The sequence below is a fragment of the Porticoccaceae bacterium LTM1 genome, assembly GCA_030252795.1.
Taxonomy (GTDB): domain Bacteria; phylum Pseudomonadota; class Gammaproteobacteria; order Pseudomonadales; family Porticoccaceae; genus SCSIO-12696.
Window position 1 is genome coordinate 1,277,607 of record CP127080.1, and the last position, 16,684, is coordinate 1,294,290.

General features: G+C 42.6%; 14 protein-coding genes and 1 tRNA gene. 13 read left to right on the plus strand and 2 right to left on the minus strand.

Translation table 11 applies throughout. The annotated features are described in order from the left end of the window. The first annotated feature begins 383 nt into the window (after positions 1-383). From pyrF to QP938_05570, 13 genes are all read left to right on the plus strand, one after another. Positions 384-1,079, plus strand: coding sequence for an orotidine-5'-phosphate decarboxylase (pyrF, locus tag QP938_05510; GenBank protein WIO75365.1), 696 nt, complete (start codon positions 384-386; stop codon positions 1,077-1,079). 187 nt (positions 1,080-1,266) lie between these two features. Beyond that, positions 1,267-1,680, plus strand: coding sequence for a nucleotidyltransferase domain-containing protein (locus QP938_05515; GenBank protein ID WIO75366.1), 414 nt, complete (start codon positions 1,267-1,269; stop codon positions 1,678-1,680). Between the two features lie 122 nt (positions 1,681-1,802). After that, on the plus strand, positions 1,803-2,099 hold the full coding sequence (locus tag QP938_05520) for a DUF86 domain-containing protein (GenBank protein WIO75624.1): 297 nt from the start codon (positions 1,803-1,805) through the stop codon (positions 2,097-2,099). A 486-nt stretch (positions 2,100-2,585) separates the two neighbouring features. Continuing rightward, a complete protein-coding gene (locus QP938_05525; protein ID WIO75367.1) occupies positions 2,586-2,903 on the plus strand; it encodes a helix-hairpin-helix domain-containing protein in 318 nt (105 codons plus the stop codon). Positions 2,904-3,215: 312 nt separating this feature from the next. Continuing rightward, positions 3,216-4,334, plus strand: coding sequence for a UDP-N-acetylglucosamine 2-epimerase (non-hydrolyzing) (gene wecB / locus QP938_05530; protein WIO75368.1), 1,119 nt, complete (start codon positions 3,216-3,218; stop codon positions 4,332-4,334). 36 nt (positions 4,335-4,370) lie between these two features. Beyond that, the gene (gene wecC / locus QP938_05535; GenBank protein WIO75369.1) at positions 4,371-5,645 is read left to right on the plus strand and encodes a UDP-N-acetyl-D-mannosamine dehydrogenase; all 1,275 of its coding nucleotides are present in this window, start codon (positions 4,371-4,373) and stop codon (positions 5,643-5,645) included. Between the two features lie 9 nt (positions 5,646-5,654). After that, positions 5,655-7,025, plus strand: coding sequence for a hypothetical protein (locus QP938_05540; protein ID WIO75370.1), 1,371 nt, complete (start codon positions 5,655-5,657; stop codon positions 7,023-7,025). After that, the gene (locus QP938_05545) at positions 7,018-8,223 is read left to right on the plus strand and encodes a hypothetical protein (protein WIO75371.1); all 1,206 of its coding nucleotides are present in this window, start codon (positions 7,018-7,020) and stop codon (positions 8,221-8,223) included. The genes QP938_05540 and QP938_05545 overlap by 8 nt, the downstream gene beginning before the upstream one ends. Beyond that, positions 8,220-9,344: a glycosyltransferase gene (locus tag QP938_05550; GenBank protein WIO75372.1), complete on the plus strand. Its 1,125-nt coding sequence runs from the start codon at positions 8,220-8,222 to the stop codon at positions 9,342-9,344. The genes QP938_05545 and QP938_05550 overlap by 4 nt, the downstream gene beginning before the upstream one ends. Then, entirely contained in the window at positions 9,332-9,853 is a 522-nt protein-coding gene (locus tag QP938_05555) for an acyltransferase (GenBank protein WIO75373.1), read from the plus strand. The genes QP938_05550 and QP938_05555 overlap by 13 nt, the downstream gene beginning before the upstream one ends. Before the next feature lie 33 nt (positions 9,854-9,886). Beyond that, positions 9,887-12,001: a bi-domain-containing oxidoreductase gene (locus QP938_05560; GenBank protein ID WIO75374.1), complete on the plus strand. Its 2,115-nt coding sequence runs from the start codon at positions 9,887-9,889 to the stop codon at positions 11,999-12,001. Positions 12,002-12,049: 48 nt separating this feature from the next. Beyond that, positions 12,050-13,705 carry an alginate lyase family protein gene (locus QP938_05565; GenBank protein ID WIO75375.1) on the plus strand — a complete coding sequence of 552 codons (1,656 nt, stop codon included), beginning with the start codon at positions 12,050-12,052 and terminating at the stop codon, positions 13,703-13,705. A gap of 3 nt (positions 13,706-13,708) precedes the next feature. Beyond that, positions 13,709-14,956 carry a glycosyltransferase family 4 protein gene (locus QP938_05570; GenBank protein ID WIO75376.1) on the plus strand — a complete coding sequence of 416 codons (1,248 nt, stop codon included), beginning with the start codon at positions 13,709-13,711 and terminating at the stop codon, positions 14,954-14,956. Here QP938_05570 and QP938_05575 read toward each other — a convergent pair. Together QP938_05575 and QP938_05580 are read right to left on the minus strand one after the other, a co-directional pair. Then, the gene (locus QP938_05575) at positions 14,942-16,045 is read right to left on the minus strand and encodes an MraY family glycosyltransferase (protein WIO75377.1); all 1,104 of its coding nucleotides are present in this window, start codon (positions 16,043-16,045) and stop codon (positions 14,942-14,944) included. The genes QP938_05570 and QP938_05575 overlap by 15 nt on opposite strands. Positions 16,046-16,214: 169 nt before the next feature. Further along, positions 16,215-16,290, minus strand: a tRNA-Asn gene (locus QP938_05580). Between the last annotated feature and the right edge of the window lie 394 nt (positions 16,291-16,684).

Below are 16,684 nucleotides of genomic sequence, written 5' to 3' on the forward strand. Positions count from 1 at the left end.
ACCTGTACATGTACAAAATTACGTACATAGTATCTCAGGACCGCCCCAAACGGTAGCTCGTATGCAGCGAAGCGAAATGCGGGAATATGTAGGCCCATCAGTACCCCTGCATTACGCTTCGCTCCATGCAGGCTACAAAGTTACATACCGTCTTTGCGAGCCGCAAAGCGGCGAAGCAATCCAGCGTCTTATATGGCCAAGTCCCTGGATTGCCACGCTTCGCACGCAATGACGAAAATCCACAAAACCTGTAGGAGCGGCTTCAGCCGCGAACCAATCAGCCGCACCAAACCATCCTCTCCCCAAAAAACCTCCTTTAGCCATCCCCCCAAATCAAGTAAAATCCCGGCCGCTCAGACTCAAATCTTTATATAAGGACTCCCATGCCCACCGACTCCAAGATCATCGTCGCCCTCGACTACAACAACGCCGACGCCGTTTACCAACTGGTCGACCGACTGGATCCGAGCCTGTGCCGCCTGAAAGTGGGCAAAGAACTGTTCACCGTTGCCGGGCCAGACGTAGTACGCCAACTGGTCGCACGCGGATTCGATGTATTCCTGGACCTGAAATTTCACGACATCCCCAACACCACCGCCAATGCCTGTGCAGCGGCAGCGGACCTCGGTGTATGGATGGTAAACGTCCACGCCTCCGGCGGCCGCAAAATGATGGAAGCCGCCAAGGCCAAGTTAGACGGGCAGGGCAGTGATACTCTGTTGATCGGCGTAACCATCCTCACCAGCATGTCTGCCGAAGACGTCGCCGAAATTGGTATTCAACGCTCACCGGCAGATCAGGTTTTACATCTGGCCAATCTCGCCAAACAAAGCGGCCTCGACGGCGTAGTGTGCTCTGCACAAGAAGCAACCTCGCTTAAAGCTGCCTGTGGAAAGGAGTTCAAACTGGTAACCCCCGGCATTCGCCCGGCTGGCAGCGACGCAGGTGACCAACACCGCATCGTCACCCCCGAACAAGCCATAACCAACGGCAGCGACTACCTCGTAATCGGCCGCCCAATCACCCAAGCCGAAGACCCAATCGCAGTCCTCAAGGCAATCAACAGCACCCTGAAATAACACAATTGCCGCTCCTGCAATAAATCCCAAGCCCCCGTAGGAGCGGCTTCAGCCGCGAACCCAATATTCACCGTCATTGCGACCCCACGGGACGCAGCAATCCAATATCTCACCCACACAACCTGATCCTCCCAGTGCTTCCCCAAACCCCCTAGTACTCAATATACCCCTGTGATTAAATACTCCAATGACCACTCAAACAGACCCAGTCATTCTCCAAATTATCGAATTAGCTAAAAAAGATAATTCGATTGAACTCCTATGGTTGTATGGCTCACGGGCAACAGGTAAAAGTACCGAGTCAAGCGATTACGATTTGGCCGTAGCGTACAGGGAGTTTGAGAAAGACCCCTATCAGGCAACAATCCGTCCTCACTTACTTGCAATGGATTGGCGAAATGAACTTGGACTCGGTGAAAGTCAGTTGTCCGTCGTTGATATCAATCGCTGCCCGATTCCATTGGCGTACAATATTGTTGATCAGGGGCAGTTGCTTCTGAGTAAAGACGACTTGCGTCAAGCGCGGGAACAAAGTCGAATTTGGGGTTTGTGGGCAGACCAGGAAGAGTGGGTCAAAGTTATGGAGAGGGATTCGAGGTGACATTCAATGCCTATACCAAAGCAATTCGTGAACAAATGTCTATTCATACAGCCATTCTGGATGAACTTAAGGGTAAGTAGTTGCCCTATTCGGCCCTAGAACGGGCGGCTGCAGAAAGAGCGTTGCAACTTCTGGTAGAGGCCCTGATAGGCTGTTGTAAACATTTGAATAAACATTTCGGCCTGCCAAGCCGAGGTGACGCCTATCAGACGATATTGCAGCTCTGTGAGCACAGGCATATTGATCCCCAGCTGCTTCCTAAACTCAAGGGAGCCATTGGAATGCGAAATGCCATAGTGCATGATTATTTGAACCTCGACTGGGGGCTGATTGGAGCGGTTATCGGTAACAAGCAATATATGGTAATTCAGGAAACCACAGAAGCTATCTGCCAAAAACTAGACAGTCCCACCCCGTAGAAACGGCTTCAGCCGCGAACCCACACCGTAACCGTCAGCTTAAGGTAGCCCGCATACAGCAAAGCGAAATGCGGGAAATAACCCGATGCCCCGCAAATCGCACCATACCCACCGCAGCTTCCCAATCCCCCCGTCATGGCGAGCCTCCAAAGGAGACGCGGCAACCCAGCGTCTTCCCAGTCCCCACATCTAGCAGGCTGTTGAAAAACGTCATCGAGGCAGTCAATGCAAGGCAAAAATGAACGAAAAGAGGGAGTTTATTGCAATAAATGACCGATTTACTCGCTTTGCTCGCCCTTCGGGTCGCCTTCGGCGCTCAACGGCTACGACTTTTGTGAGGCCATTTTTAACGCCGCAGTGGCAACGCAGATAGTTTTTCAACAACCTGCTAGCACTAAAGCAGGATTTACATCTCCCTCCCTTTTATATACCTTGCTTCCCAAATGAATACGGAAGTTCATCAACCACACCACATGGAGGTGTACCATGAAGCAAGCAATTGCAGCTTGTCTGATCGCGCTTAGCGCAACCCTGCCAATGACCGCCGTACAGGCCGCTGATGCAAAAGCTACTGCCAAAGAACCGGCAAAAGCTGAGCAAACAGTAACCAAGGTCAACATCAACACCGCTGACGCCCAAACCATAGCCGACAACATCAAAGGCCTTGGTCTCAAAAAGGCTCAACGAATCGTTGAATATCGTGACCAGATCGGTGGGAAATTTGAGTCCCTGGACCAGCTACTGGAAGTGAAGGGGATTGGCGAGAAGACGTTGGCAAAAATGCGCCAACAGCTGACGCTGTAGCCCAAGTAAAGCCGCAGCCATTCGGGTTGCGGCTTTTCCCTATATTTATGATTTTTAAGGAAAAAATTCTAATTTCGACCGTCTTCAAGAGCCATCTAGTCTCTTAATCTGTTTTCATCACCCAAAATCAGTCCTTTTCATGGCACTGTCATGCCTCAGTCGGTATAATTCGCGGCTTGGTTTGTGGGGTGTAGCTCCACAGGAAGCTTGCAATGGAAGAGTAAGACTTAATTATAAGCAGTGGAGGCATGACCTCTGAGTCTTACAGATATTCCTATTTGTGATAACGACTCCAGATGGTCAAAAAATTATATGTCTAAGAAAGTGTTACTGGTTTTTGGAACCAGGCCTGAAGCCATTAAAATGGCCCCTTTGGTTCATAAGCTAAAAGGCGATGAGCGGTTCGAGGCAAAGGTGTGTGTGACTGCACAGCACCGCGAGATGCTGGATCAAGTACTCGAGCTTTTTGAAATCGTACCAGACTACGATCTGGACATTATGAAACCTGGACAAAACCTGTCTGAGGTTACATCAAAAATCCTTCTCAATATCAAGCCAGTTCTGGAAGAGTTTCAGCCGGATGTAGTGCTGGTGCATGGTGATACCACAACAACTCTTTCGGCCGCTTTAGCTGCATTCTATATGCAGATTCCTGTAGGTCATGTAGAAGCTGGTCTGAGAACTGGAAATCTTTACGCCCCTTGGCCAGAAGAAGCTAATCGAAAACTTACTGGAGCCATTACTGAGTTCCACTTTACTCCCACTGATACATCCAAGCAGAATTTGCTGGCCGAGAATGTGGCGAGTAACTCTATTCATGTCACAGGCAATACAGTAATCGATGCTCTGATGTGGGTAAGAGAAAAATTAACTAGTAGTGATCTCACTTCAGATTTATCAAGCAAATATCCATTTCTTGATCAAAACAAACAAATAGTTCTGGTTACAGGCCACCGACGTGAAAACTTCGGACAAGGTTTTGAGGATATTTGCCAGGCACTTAGAGAAATTAGTCAAGCACACTCCGATGCTCAAGTGGTCTATCCAGTACATCTAAACCCAAATGTACAAGAGCCTGTAAACCGTCTATTGGGTGATTTAACAAATGTGCACCTGATTCCACCGCAAGATTATTTGCCATTCGTTTATTTAATGAACAGTGCAAGCATAATTTTGACTGACTCTGGCGGAATTCAGGAAGAGGCTCCTTCGCTTGGTAAGCCTGTTCTGGTTATGCGCGAAACTACTGAAAGGCCTGAAGCTGTCGAGGCTGGTACTGTAAAGCTAGTAGGAACATCTCCAGAGAAAATTGCATCCGAAGTAGGTCGCTTACTTACGAATAAGAAAGCTTATGCTGAAATGAGCATGGCACACAATCCTTATGGTGATGGTATGGCTTGCCAGAGAATAGCTGACATTCTTGCATCGTAAGAAATTAAATCAGAATTAAAAATCAGGAAGTAAATAATGTCATTTGAAACAGTATCCGTAATCGGGCTTGGATACATAGGGTTGCCAACTGCAGCAGCTTTCGCTTCTAGACGGAAAAAAGTAATTGGTGTTGATGTCAATCAGCATGCAGTCGATATCATTAATAAAGGTGAGATTCATATTGTCGAGCCCGAGTTGGATATGGTTGTACATGCTGCTGTAACAGAGGGTTATTTGAGGGCGACTACGACTCCTGAGCCTGCAGATGCATTTCTGATTGCTGTACCTACACCCTTCAAAGGAGATCATGAGCCAGATCTTAGTTATATTGAAGCTGCTGCAAAATCTATCGCACCTGTTTTGAAAAAAGGTGACTTGGTGATTCTTGAGTCTACCTCTCCAGTTGGGGCGACGGAGAAAATGTCTCAATGGCTTGCTGAGGCTCGAAGTGATTTAACTTTTCCTCAAGCTCTGGGAGAAAATTCTGATATTCGAATAGCGCATTGTCCAGAGCGAGTACTGCCCGGCCATGTTATGCGCGAACTAGTGGAAAATGATCGAGTCATCGGAGGGGTGACTCGTAAGTGTTCAGAAGCTGCAATAACGCTTTATAAAACATTTGTGGAAGGTGAGTGTGTTGTTACTAATGCCCGAACTGCAGAAATGGCAAAATTGACTGAGAATAGTTTTAGAGATGTTAATATCGCCTTTGCAAATGAGCTTTCAATTATATGCGACAAAATAGATGTTGATGTTTGGGAGTTAATAGAGTTAGCGAATAGGCACCCTCGCGTGAATATTCTGCAACCAGGTGCTGGAGTCGGTGGTCACTGCATTGCAGTTGATCCTTGGTTTATCGTGAGTGAAACGCCAGATGAAGCAAGGTTGATCCGTGCTGCACGTGACGTTAATGATAGTAAGCCAAATTGGGTTGTTGAAAAAGTCGAAATGGCTGTTTCTGAAGTTCTGAAGGGAAGCCCAAATAAAAAAATTGAAGATGTAAAAGTTTGTTGCTTGGGCTTAACTTTTAAGCCGGATATTGATGATTATCGTGAAAGTCCAGCTTTGCAAATTGTGGAAAAACTCTCTAGAGAATTTAAGGGTGATCTGATTGTTGTTGAGCCTAATCTAGAAAAGTTGCCTGCTATTGTTGAAAATAAAGTTGTGTTTTCAAATTCTTATGGCTCTCTCATGGAGTCCGATGTTGTGGTTATTCTGGTTAAGCATAAAGAATTTTATTTTATTCCAGATGTTCTGAAAAAAAATAAGAAGTCAGTAATTATTGATTGCACTGGCATATGTAATAGTTGAGGCAAATGTATGAGAGTGGCCGGTCCTTGTGCTTTGTTTCTAATTTTAGTGTCTATTTATGGCTATTATTTTTTTTCAATAGGTGTAAGTGATCTTGCTGCTGTAAGTTGGAGCTTGAGTTATTTTGTTGGTTCTCTGCTTTTATTCCTATCATATATTGATAAGAATAAAATTTTATTTTTAATCAATAATGTCCTTTGGTTTAAGTTCTGTTATGTTCCCGCTGTAATCTTGGAGAATAATCCTGATTTTGCGTCGTTTGGAATTGATGTCAGCGCGGGGTACTTTTGTGCAAGCCTTTATGCCATGGCTTGCATGGTTTCTTTAAATTTTGCTTTTTACTTTGTGAGTAGATATCTATGTGCTGTCGATAAAAATAGGCTTTTCTATAATAATATTGTCCATGGGCAAGATTTTAAATGGGGATTATTTGGGCTTGCATTTTTTGTTTTTATTTCTTCTGTTTTATACAAGGTGGGTAATCCCGTGGAGGTGTTTTCCCATCGATTGATTGAGAATCAAGGTAAAGGTTTTTTGCAAATTGGTGGGTTCATTGGGTATGGGTTGTCGTTCTTTTTTGTGTATAAGTATCTGCTAACTAAAAGAAAAAGATTTTTGTTGTCCGGATTTCTTGTTGCTGCAGTTGGTGGGGGATACTTTGCTTTATTGGGGTATAGGGGTGGGGCTCTATATTCATTAATTATATTTATTGTTTTGATTTTTTTTAGTGCTGATAAGAGGTGGGGGTTTGCGGTTTTCCTTCCGTTGTTTTTTCTTTTAATCAATGAGGTGAATTGGGTTACGGGGGCGGTTAGGATGATCGTTTCCGGTTATGAAGGCTCCTTTTCAGAGTTGTACGCATGGTATAAAAGTCAATACTTGATTCCGTTGGCCTTTAATCATTATGAGCTTGTTTCGTATCTGTTTGAAAGTAGGGGGTTGCAGGAATTGTTTTTTGGTGGTTGGGAAACGGTATGGTCATCATATACGAATTGGATCCCGAGGTCGCTGGTTCCTGATAAGGGGTTGACGAGTGGTCCAATGATCGGTCTTGAGGTTTTGCCAGATATTGTAACTAGTGAAGGGCGAACTTCGAGTTTGACGACGGGTGTTGTTTTTGAGTCTATATATAATTTTGGGGCTGTTGGTGGTTTGATTTTTGTATTTCTATTCTACTCCCTATTTTCGTACTTCTTAAGGGCGTTTAAGGTGGATTCCTTTCCTCGGATGTACCTTTATGTTTTGTGTTCGTGGGTTTTTGGTTTTTCAATTTATTTTGATGACTTAGGTGGGGCAATCAATAAGGTTGTCCTCATATTGGTTGGATATTTCATCTTGCTTGCACTGTCAAAGGTTTTGAAGAGGGTTTCTTTTGGGTAGTAAGTGGGACTATGCAATAAATATTGTTGGAGCAATTCTAGCAAGGGGTTGTTTCTTTTTGGTTAATGTTGCTCTTTCTTTTTTGTTGAGTGTGGGAGAGTATTCTGAGTATGGATATTTTATTGGATGGATTAATGCTCTGTCTGCAATTGTGTTTCTTGTTGTCGATGTTCTTCAGAAAATGGATCTTTCCAGTCATGGGTATTTTGTAAAGAATAAAGTTTTTTTGATGTTTCTGTGCCTGACAGCTTCCCTTCTTGTTGGGTCGGTTGGTTTGGTGTTTTTATCTTCTGAGTATGGGTTTCGGGAAAAGGTTCTCTTTTGCTTCGGTGTCTTTTCTATTTCTATGCTTCAGGTTCTGGCAACCAACTACTCGATAAATAATAAAATTGTTAGATTTAATGTGGTTCAGTCCGTATTTATGGGGCTATATTTGTTCTCAGCTTTGTTTGTGTTCTATTTGGGTGGGGGGGTGTTTTCATATGTTTTAATTTATTTAGTGTCAGTGTTTTTTTGTGGGCTTTGTCTTCTGTTTGGTGATGGCTTTTTTGAAGGCGGCTTTTCTATTTTGGGTGGTTTTAAGGCTTTTGTATTTGGAGCGCTTACATCCCATATTATTCCCTTATTGATTCAGTCTTTAATGGGATTGCCATTACTAATGGTTATTCAGTATTTCATAAAAAATACTGAAGGTGGGGATGTTGCTATATCGTTGATATTTTTGGGGTCACAGCTTGTAAATGCGATTAATATTTTTTCCTCAAAGTATCTTCAGGTTTTGCTCCCCAAGGTTATATTAACGGTCAATAGTGAAGGTGGAGGGGCTGTTAATGGGTGTTTTTGGGGGTATTTGAAAACTATGGCTCTTGTTTTGCTTGTGGTCATGGTCCTAATCCTCTCGGGCTTAGAGTGTGTGGACTTTTGGGCAAAGGAATACAAAAGCTTTTTCTTGTTAATAGTCACATTTTCAATCTTCAATGTAATTTATTGGTGGTACTCTGATGTGGTTAATGCATTTGGCGGTGCCAGATATGTTCTTGCCTCAAGTCTGATTTGGGGGACGCTTGTCCTTCTGATTTTTCTTCTTATTTGGGAAACTCAATGGATGTCATTGTATCTAGGGTATTTTTTGGCACTTTACCTTTCCAGAATACCTTGTTCTTTGTTTCTCAAGTCTCGAATTGGTAATGTTGTATGAATCGTTTTTATTTGTTGCAAATGCTAGGTACGCCATGTGTGAGAGCCCGTAAAATTATAAGTATGGCCTCAAGTGAGTTTGATGTGACTTATTTAGGTGTTAAGAGATCGATTGAGGATGTGTCAAATGATGATGTGATTCATTTGGGCGTGCCAATAAGGAGGGGCAGTTACGGGAAGATATTTTTTCAATTCTTCTATTTTTTGCATGCGGTATTTGTGCTAGTTAAAAAAAAGCCTAAGGTTGTTTATGCAGCTGATTTTGATGCTGGAATTCCGGCGTTTCTTTATAAGTTGATTGTTAGAAAGAATGTGTTTTTTGTTTATGACGTTTTAGATACGTACGCTGATAGGTATAAGGTTCCTAAGATTGTATCTAATGCTTTAAGGTGGTTGGAGTGTTCTGTTGCAAGATGTGCAGATTTGGTGGTTCACGTTGATAAGATTAGGATTCAAACGTTACCTGTGAAATTAAAACAGGTACTTATAGTACGGAATCTTCCGATGCTAAAAGATCTTCCTGGTTCTGTAATCAACAGGCGTGAGGTTGCAGGAAGTGAAGATAAAATTAAAGTTTTATTTTCTGGTGGTGTTTTTTGGCACAGAGGGTTGTCTCAAATTGTTGAAGCAATTCGTATTATTAAAGAAAAATATGCTCAAGATGTGGCTTTAGATGTAATTGGATATGGTGGTGATAGTGAAATTGAATTTTTAAAACAAAATAGTGATATCTGTAACTATCATGGTGTTGTCACAAGTAAAGAGGCTCTTGAATTTTCTGCTAGGTCGGACTTTTTGGTAGCTCTGTACTCTCCTGATTCAGAAATAAATAGGCTTGCCTGCCCGAATAAAGTATATGATGCATTTTATACAGGTATACCTATTATCCTAAATAGGGAGTTGTATATTTCTGCTGGATTTGAAGGGTATAAAAATGTGGTTGTTGCATCTTATGATAACCCGGAAGAAATTGCTGATAATTTGTATGGAGCCTTTCTGAGACAAGATGAGGTTTTTTTATTTGGAATGGAGCTTTCTGAAAGGTGGTTGAAGGGATGCTCGTGGGAGTCTGAATTTGAAGCTGTTATTCGTGAGGTGAAGGGGGGTGTATGTATAGAATAATTAATAAGATTTTTAAAGGTGTTGTGTTTTTTTTGATCAATCTGTTTTGGCATTTTAGGCCAGAGCTCTCTACGTCAATTTATGCGTGGCTGTTGAGGAGAGGTGGGGCCGAAATAATAGGTACTCCAAATTATCTTTCGGCAAAAATATGGTTTGATGGAAGTGATTATTCAAGAATTTCCTTAGGAAAAGATGTGACTATATCAAGTAATGTCAGGGTGCTGACGCATGATTGGTCTATTTTTACTGTAGGGAAAGGGCTTGGTTATGAATTTGAAGGGCCTGTGGGTGTCCATCGTAAAATTAAAATTGGTAATTATGTTTTTGTTGGAACTGGCTCTATTTTGATGCCGGGTTGTGAGATTGGTGATTGCTCCATAGTTGGTGCAGGCTCAGTTGTAAGAGGCATTATTCCACCAAATTCAATTGTTATAGGTAATCCAGCTCAAGTGGTCGGAAATGCAAAAGAATATGTGGATAAACAACTTAAGAATCTTGGTGGAATCTAGTATTCCATTTTAATTTTTAAATGGTAAATAAAAGTGAAACAAATTTTGCAAAATATCTCCAATGGAGAAACACATCTTTCTGACGTTCCGTGCCCTGAACCTAGAAGTGGTCAGATTTTGATAAAAACAGAATCATCTTTGGTATCAGTTGGCACAGAAAGGATGTTAATTGATTTTGGCAAAGCAAATTGGATTGAAAAAGCACGTCAGCAGCCAGATAAGGTCAAGATGGTGCTTGATAAAGTTAAGACGGACGGTCTTTTGCCTACTCTCGATGCAGTTAGGTCCAAGCTTGATCAGCCACTACCTCTTGGGTATTGTAACGTTGGCACAGTCGTCGATTCTGGTGGATCAAGCTTTACCAAGGGAGATAGGGTGGTCTCTAATGGTCACCATGCCCAGATAGTTAGGGTGCCTAAAAATCTAGTTGTAAAGATACCTGATTCTGTTGATAACGAAAGTGCTGCTTTTACTGTTTTAGGTTCAATTGCCATGCAAGGTGTGCGTTTGGCAGAGCCTACAATTGGTGAAACTTTTGTAGTTACAGGATTGGGTTTGATTGGTCTTCTGACTGTTCAAATACTCAAGGCCAATGGTTGTAGAGTCATTGGACTCGACTTTGATTCAAAAAAATGTGAGCTAGCAAGAGAGTTCGGCGCTGAGACAGTTGACCTATCTAAGGGAGAGGATCCTATACAGATAGCTGCTTCTTACTCCAGGGGGAGTGGTGTTGATGGAGTTATTATTACAGCCAGCTCTAAGAGTAATGAAATTATTCACCAAGCTGCAACAATGTGCCGGAAACGTGCCAGGATCATACTGGTTGGTGTGGTTGGTTTAGAGCTAAGAAGGTCTGATTTTTATGAGAAAGAGCTGACATTTCAAGTGTCATGCTCGTATGGGCCTGGCCGTTATGATGATAGTTATGAACTGAAGGGGAATGATTATCCACTTCCGTTTGTTCGCTGGACAGAGCAGAGAAATTTTGAAGCAGTTTTAGATTTAATGGCCAGTGGTGCGCTGAATGTTAAGCCACTTGTCAGTCATACGTATAGCTTCTTTGATGCTCTTGATGCCTATAAGGTATTAGAGGATCGTTCATCACTGGGAATTCTTCTGACTTACCCTCGTTCTCCTTTACCCGAACTCCTTCAAAAATCTGTACAGTTGAAAGATGTTTGTGTTGAGGCTAGTAGTCTGGCAAAGGTGTCATTTGTAGGAGCTGGTAATTACGCTTCAAGAGTATTGATTCCTGCATTTAAGAAAGCAGGTGCAACATTGGGTTCAATCATCACCAGTGGTGGTGTTAGTGCAGCTCACCATGGAGCTAAAAATTCTTTTCAGGAGGCTTCGACAGAGTTCTCCAATTGCTTGAAAGAGGATGTTGACGCTGTTGTCATTGCAACCAGACACGACCTGCATGCGGCACAGACAATAGAATCTATTAAGTCAGGTAAACATGTCTTTGTCGAAAAACCATTAGCATTGACATTGCAAGAGCTTAGTAATATTGAAAAAGAGTATAAAGCCCAAGCTAAACCGCTCAGTGTTATGGTTGGTTTTAACCGGCGCTTTGCGCCACATATCAAAAAAATGAAGGAGCTAATTAGTAGCAAAAAAATGCCAAAAACATTCATCATGACGATGAATGCCGGTAACATTCCATCAGATCACTGGACACAAGATCCTGAAGTGGGTGGTGGGCGTATTATCGGTGAAGCTTGTCATTATATCGACTTGATGCGCTTTCTAGTTGGTGCACCAATCACAGGGTGGAATGCAATTAAAGTTGCAGATGACAAAGGACTTGATGTAACAGATGATAAAGCAATTATTACTTTATCATTTGAAGATGGATCTATTGGCTCCATTCACTATTTTGCAAATGGTGGAAAATCCTTTCCTAAAGAAAGGGTAGAGGTATTTTGTGACGATGCAGTGCTTCAGCTTGATAACTTCCGTAAACTCAGAGGGCATGGTTGGAAAGGTTTTTCCAAGCTAAGCAGTCTATCCCAGGATAAAGGACAGAATGCATGTGCTGAAGCCTTCATTCGATCTTTGAAGCAAGGAGGTGAACCTCCTATTAGCTTTGAAGAGATTTTGGAAGTATCCAGAGTGTCAATAGAAGTCGCTAATTCGCTACGATAGTAAGTATGTGTGATTCAGGAGAGGGCACTTACGTGCCCTTGTTCGTTTATGGAAAAATTTCTTAAATACTACAATACTTTGAAATATGTTAAGCCTTCCCAGTTGGTTTATAGGGTGTGGAGGCACTTTTTCCGCCCAAAAACTCGTGAGGTTCATGTCGTCACTGCTGAGAGTTTAAATTTTGGCTCGTGGGTGAAGCATGAGCTTTATGAGCCGAAACTTTTGAGTGACCAATCAGTTAGCTTTCTGAATGAAACTGGCATTATCGATAGTGTGGAATCCTGGAATTCGCCAACACATTCAAAATTATGGCTTTATAACCTTCATTATTTTGATGAATTGAATTCATTTGGTGCACATAAGAAAAGGGCTTTACATGATGGTTGGTTAAAACGATGGGTAAGGGAGAATCCACCTGGTGCCGGTAATGGATGGGAGCCTTACCCAATATCTTTGAGGTCTGTTAATTGGATAAAGGCATTTTTGTCAGGATTACAACCTGATGCAGAATTAAACAAAAGCTTGGCTTTGCAAATAGATCATCTATCTCAGGATTTGGAAAAGCACCTTCTTGGCAATCATCTCTTTGTTAATGCCAAATCCTTGATATTTGGTGGGTGTTATTTTCAAGGTGAAGCTGCAGATAGATGGCTGAAGTGTGGTTTATCAATTTATAAGCGTGAACTTAATGAGCAGGTACTCAAGGATGGGGGGAATTTTGAGCTAACGCCAATGTATCATGCAATCATGCTTGTCGATTTACTCGATTTGATTAATTTGTCTCGAGTGTATCCAAATCGAATTCCTGACTCAATTGTGATCAAGACACAACAAGTAGCAAACAAAATGATTACTTGGCTTCAGCGAATGTCCCATGCACAGAAAGAGATAAGCTTTTTTAACGATAGCGCAATGGGTGTTGCACCCGAAAATTCTTGCATTTTTGATTATGCAGAAAAGCTAGGCCTTTCATCAAAGGCGTTGAGTGTGGGAAAAGAGTACAAAGTCTTTGATATGCCTGATTCAGGTTATGTATCAGTGCACTCTGAAGAGTTGACACTGATTGCTGATTTGGCAGCTATTGGCCCTGATTACATACCTGGGCATGCCCATGCAGATACCCTTAGTTTTGAAATGAGCTTGGGAGGGCAAAGATTATTTGTAAACTCAGGGATTTCAGAGTACGGGCTAAGTAAGAATAGACTGATCCAAAGGAAGACATTGTCACATAATACAGTTTCAGTTGATTCATTGGATTCTACTGAAGTATGGAGTGGTTTCCGAGTGGCACGAAGGGCAAGAATTCTCAATAGGTTTGTGTTAAACCAAAGCTCTGATGGAATATGCTTTGGCGCTACTCATGATGGTTTCAGAAAACAAGGTTGTCCAGTTCTTCATCGAAGAGAATGGCGATTATGTAAAAATGAGTTAATAGTCAAAGATTTTCTTGAAGGCTCATGGAAGACTTCTGTTGGCTTTTTGCATCTTCATCCAGACGTGAAATTATTGAACTTCTCTTCATCGATGGCGCTTCTTCAAGTTGGAGAGTATCACGTCGAGCTTAAGGTTGAGGGTGGAAAGATTAATGTTGTGCCTTCCACATATCACCCTAGGTTTGGTGTTGTTGAAAATAATGAGAAGCTTGAATTGTCTTTTACTAAGGATCAGATGTCCTCATATATCAAGTGGGAAAAAGTGGCTTAAGAAATGCATATTTTATTTTTGACAGATAATTTTCCACCAGAAGGGAATGCTCCTGCAACAAGAACTTATGAGCATGCACGGGAGTGGGTGAAAGCTGGTCATAGAGTGACGGTTATTACTGGTGTGCCAAACTTTCCGGAGGGGAAGGTCTTTGATGGCTATCAGAATAAGTGGTATCAGAAAGAGTGTGTTGAAGGAATAGAAGTAAGACGAGTTAAGACCTTTATTACGGCAAATGAAGGCTTTGTAAAACGTACTCTGGATTTTATGTCCTTTATGGTTACGGGTTTCATCGCTGGGCTCTTTGTGAAGCGGCCAGATGTTGTTGTGGCGACGTCGCCTCAATTCTTCTGTGCAATAGCTGGCTGGCTTTTATCCGCGCTGCGTAGGAAGCCCTTCATCTTCGAGTTGCGAGATATTTGGCCTGCCTCCATTACAGCAGTAGGGGCTATGGAGAGATCTATAGTAATTCGTTTCTTGGAAAAACTTGAGATGTTCTTATATAAGCGGGCTGATCATATTATTTCAGTGACTCATGCTTTTAAGAAGGAGTTAGGTGAAAGAGGAATTGACACAAGGAAGATATCAGTAGTTTTGAACGGTGTAGATCTTTCAAAGTATGAGCCTCAGCCCAAAGATGTAGAGCTTTCCAATCTCTATAATTTAAATGGAAAATTTGTTGCTGGCTACATTGGTACCCACGGTATGGCGCATGCTTTGGAAACTATTGTTGAGGCAGCGGAAAGGTTACAGAAACAGCAGGATATTGTCTTTTTGTTCGCTGGAGGTGGTGCCGCTGTTGATAATGTGAAAGATCTTGTAGAGGCGAAAGGGCTTACGAACGTAAGAATGCTTGGGCGTCAAGATAAGTCGCTTATGCCAAAGATATGGTCTCTTTGTGACGTATCAGTTGTTCACCTTAAGGATGTTCCACTTTTTACAAGTGTGATCCCATCCAAGATTTTTGAGTCTATGGGAATGGGGCTACCAATTTTGATAGGTGTGCCAGAAGGTGAGGCAACAGAAATTGTGGTTTCTTCTGGTGCTGGCATTGCAATTGCACCAGAGAACAGTGATGTTATGGCAGAGTCTATATTGCAGTTCTATTTAGACAAAGAGTGTCTCTCTGCTCTATCTGAGAATAGCTTAAGAGCAGCTTCTCAATATAGTCGTAGAGCTCTAGCGAATAGTATGCTTGAAAGTCTTGAAAAAGTTGTTAAGCCGGCAGTTGCCAAATCAATTGTTAATTGACTTGGTCCAATTAAGGAGCTTATTGGATAGGCCACGTGTAATTACAATAAGTCGCTTAATTTGCTTTGATGCTTTATAAGCATGCCTAAAAGCATAAAGGTGGCACAGGAAAAGGACAATAAACAGGGCTGCACTAAAATAGCTTGGCGCAGAGGATAGGGCTCCACCTATTGATGCACAAGTCCCTCCATAAATAATAAGAGAAACTAGTGCCTGTCTTCTAGAAAGTCCACCTTTAACAAGGATGTGGTGTAGGTGGGTTTTGTCGGCAACAAATGGTGACTGTTTCTTAAGTATTCTTCTGACCATCGTACTAATCATGTCGATCAGCGGCACTGCAACGAGCCACAGGGCTGTTGCAGGAGTGAACGCGGCGTTCTCACCTTGCGAAAAATAGATCATTAGACCAGCAATGGTGAAGCCCATAAACATACTGCCAGCATCACCTAGAAAAATTTTCTCATGTGTACTAGGGATTATTTGTAAATTGAATAAAAGGAAAACAGCCAGGGATGCTGCCATGAAGGAGAGAAGGTTAATCTCAGAGTCAGATGCAGTTGGGTATGTTAGAACTAGCAAGCCTAGAATAGCTATCAATGACATTGATCCAGCAAGTCCATCTATCCCATCAGTCATATTGTAGGCATTAGTAATGCCAGCGATAGCAATTGCAGTTACAGGGATTGTGGCGATACCCAGCCCAATATTACCAAGTCCGAACAGGTTGCCTAATGAGCTAAGGCTGATACCAATCCCGCTAGCTAGGGCAATGCCAGCCAGTATTTGAATCCACAATCTAAATTTGGCAGGTAAGTCGTATTTGTCATCTAAGGTTCCAACTAGGGTTATAAGGCCACCAAGTGACATTAAGCCCATAAGTTGAGTGTTTAAATCACAAAAAATTGCACTACTTAAGATCACAGAAATATAAATTGAAATACCACCAACAAGGGGAATGTTCCCGGCGTGGTCTTTTCGTCCCTGGGGGATGTCTAACAGCCTGACTTTGTGTGCTAAAGGCACTAAGAGACTTGTTGTCAAATATGAGACAACACAAATGAAGGTAACTGGAAGCCATTGCATTAGCATGTCTGGACTCTATCTTCCCTGGTGGTTCTTTTTAACGATTTGTGAGCGAATTCTAATGTGTTTGACGCTTTGGGGCTAGTCAGAATGTATTACGGTTATTGTCTGTGGGTACTATTTCAGTTTCATTAAGCAATAAAAAAGGGGTGACTAAAAGTCACCCCTTTGTATTTGGCTCCGCCTGCTGGGCTCGAACCAGCGACCCAATGATTAACAGTCATTTGCTCTACCAACTGAGCTAAGGCGGATCAGCATGTTGCTGAGGTCGCGTATGTTAGGGGGGAGGCCCTTAGTCGTCAACCCCTTTTTTCAAAAAAGTTACAATTTTCTAAGTTGTTGATTTTTTGAGCAAAAGGGTGGTGTGGAAGAGGTTGGATCGCCACGCTTCGCTCGCGATGGCGGGGTGGGAGTGAAAGACGCTGGGTTGCCGCGTTCGCTTTGCTCACTCGCAATGACGAGTGGTGGTGGGTTGTGATGGAGAGGTATGTTGTTTAGGTTCGCGGCTGAAGCCGCTCCTACAGGAGACGGGTGGTGGGGGCCGGAGGTTTGTTGTTTGGTGCGCGCGGCGCACCCTACAGTGTTGAGGGGCCTGTTACGGCGTGGTGGGTGGTGATGGAGGGGTGGTATAGTTACCGGCTTGGT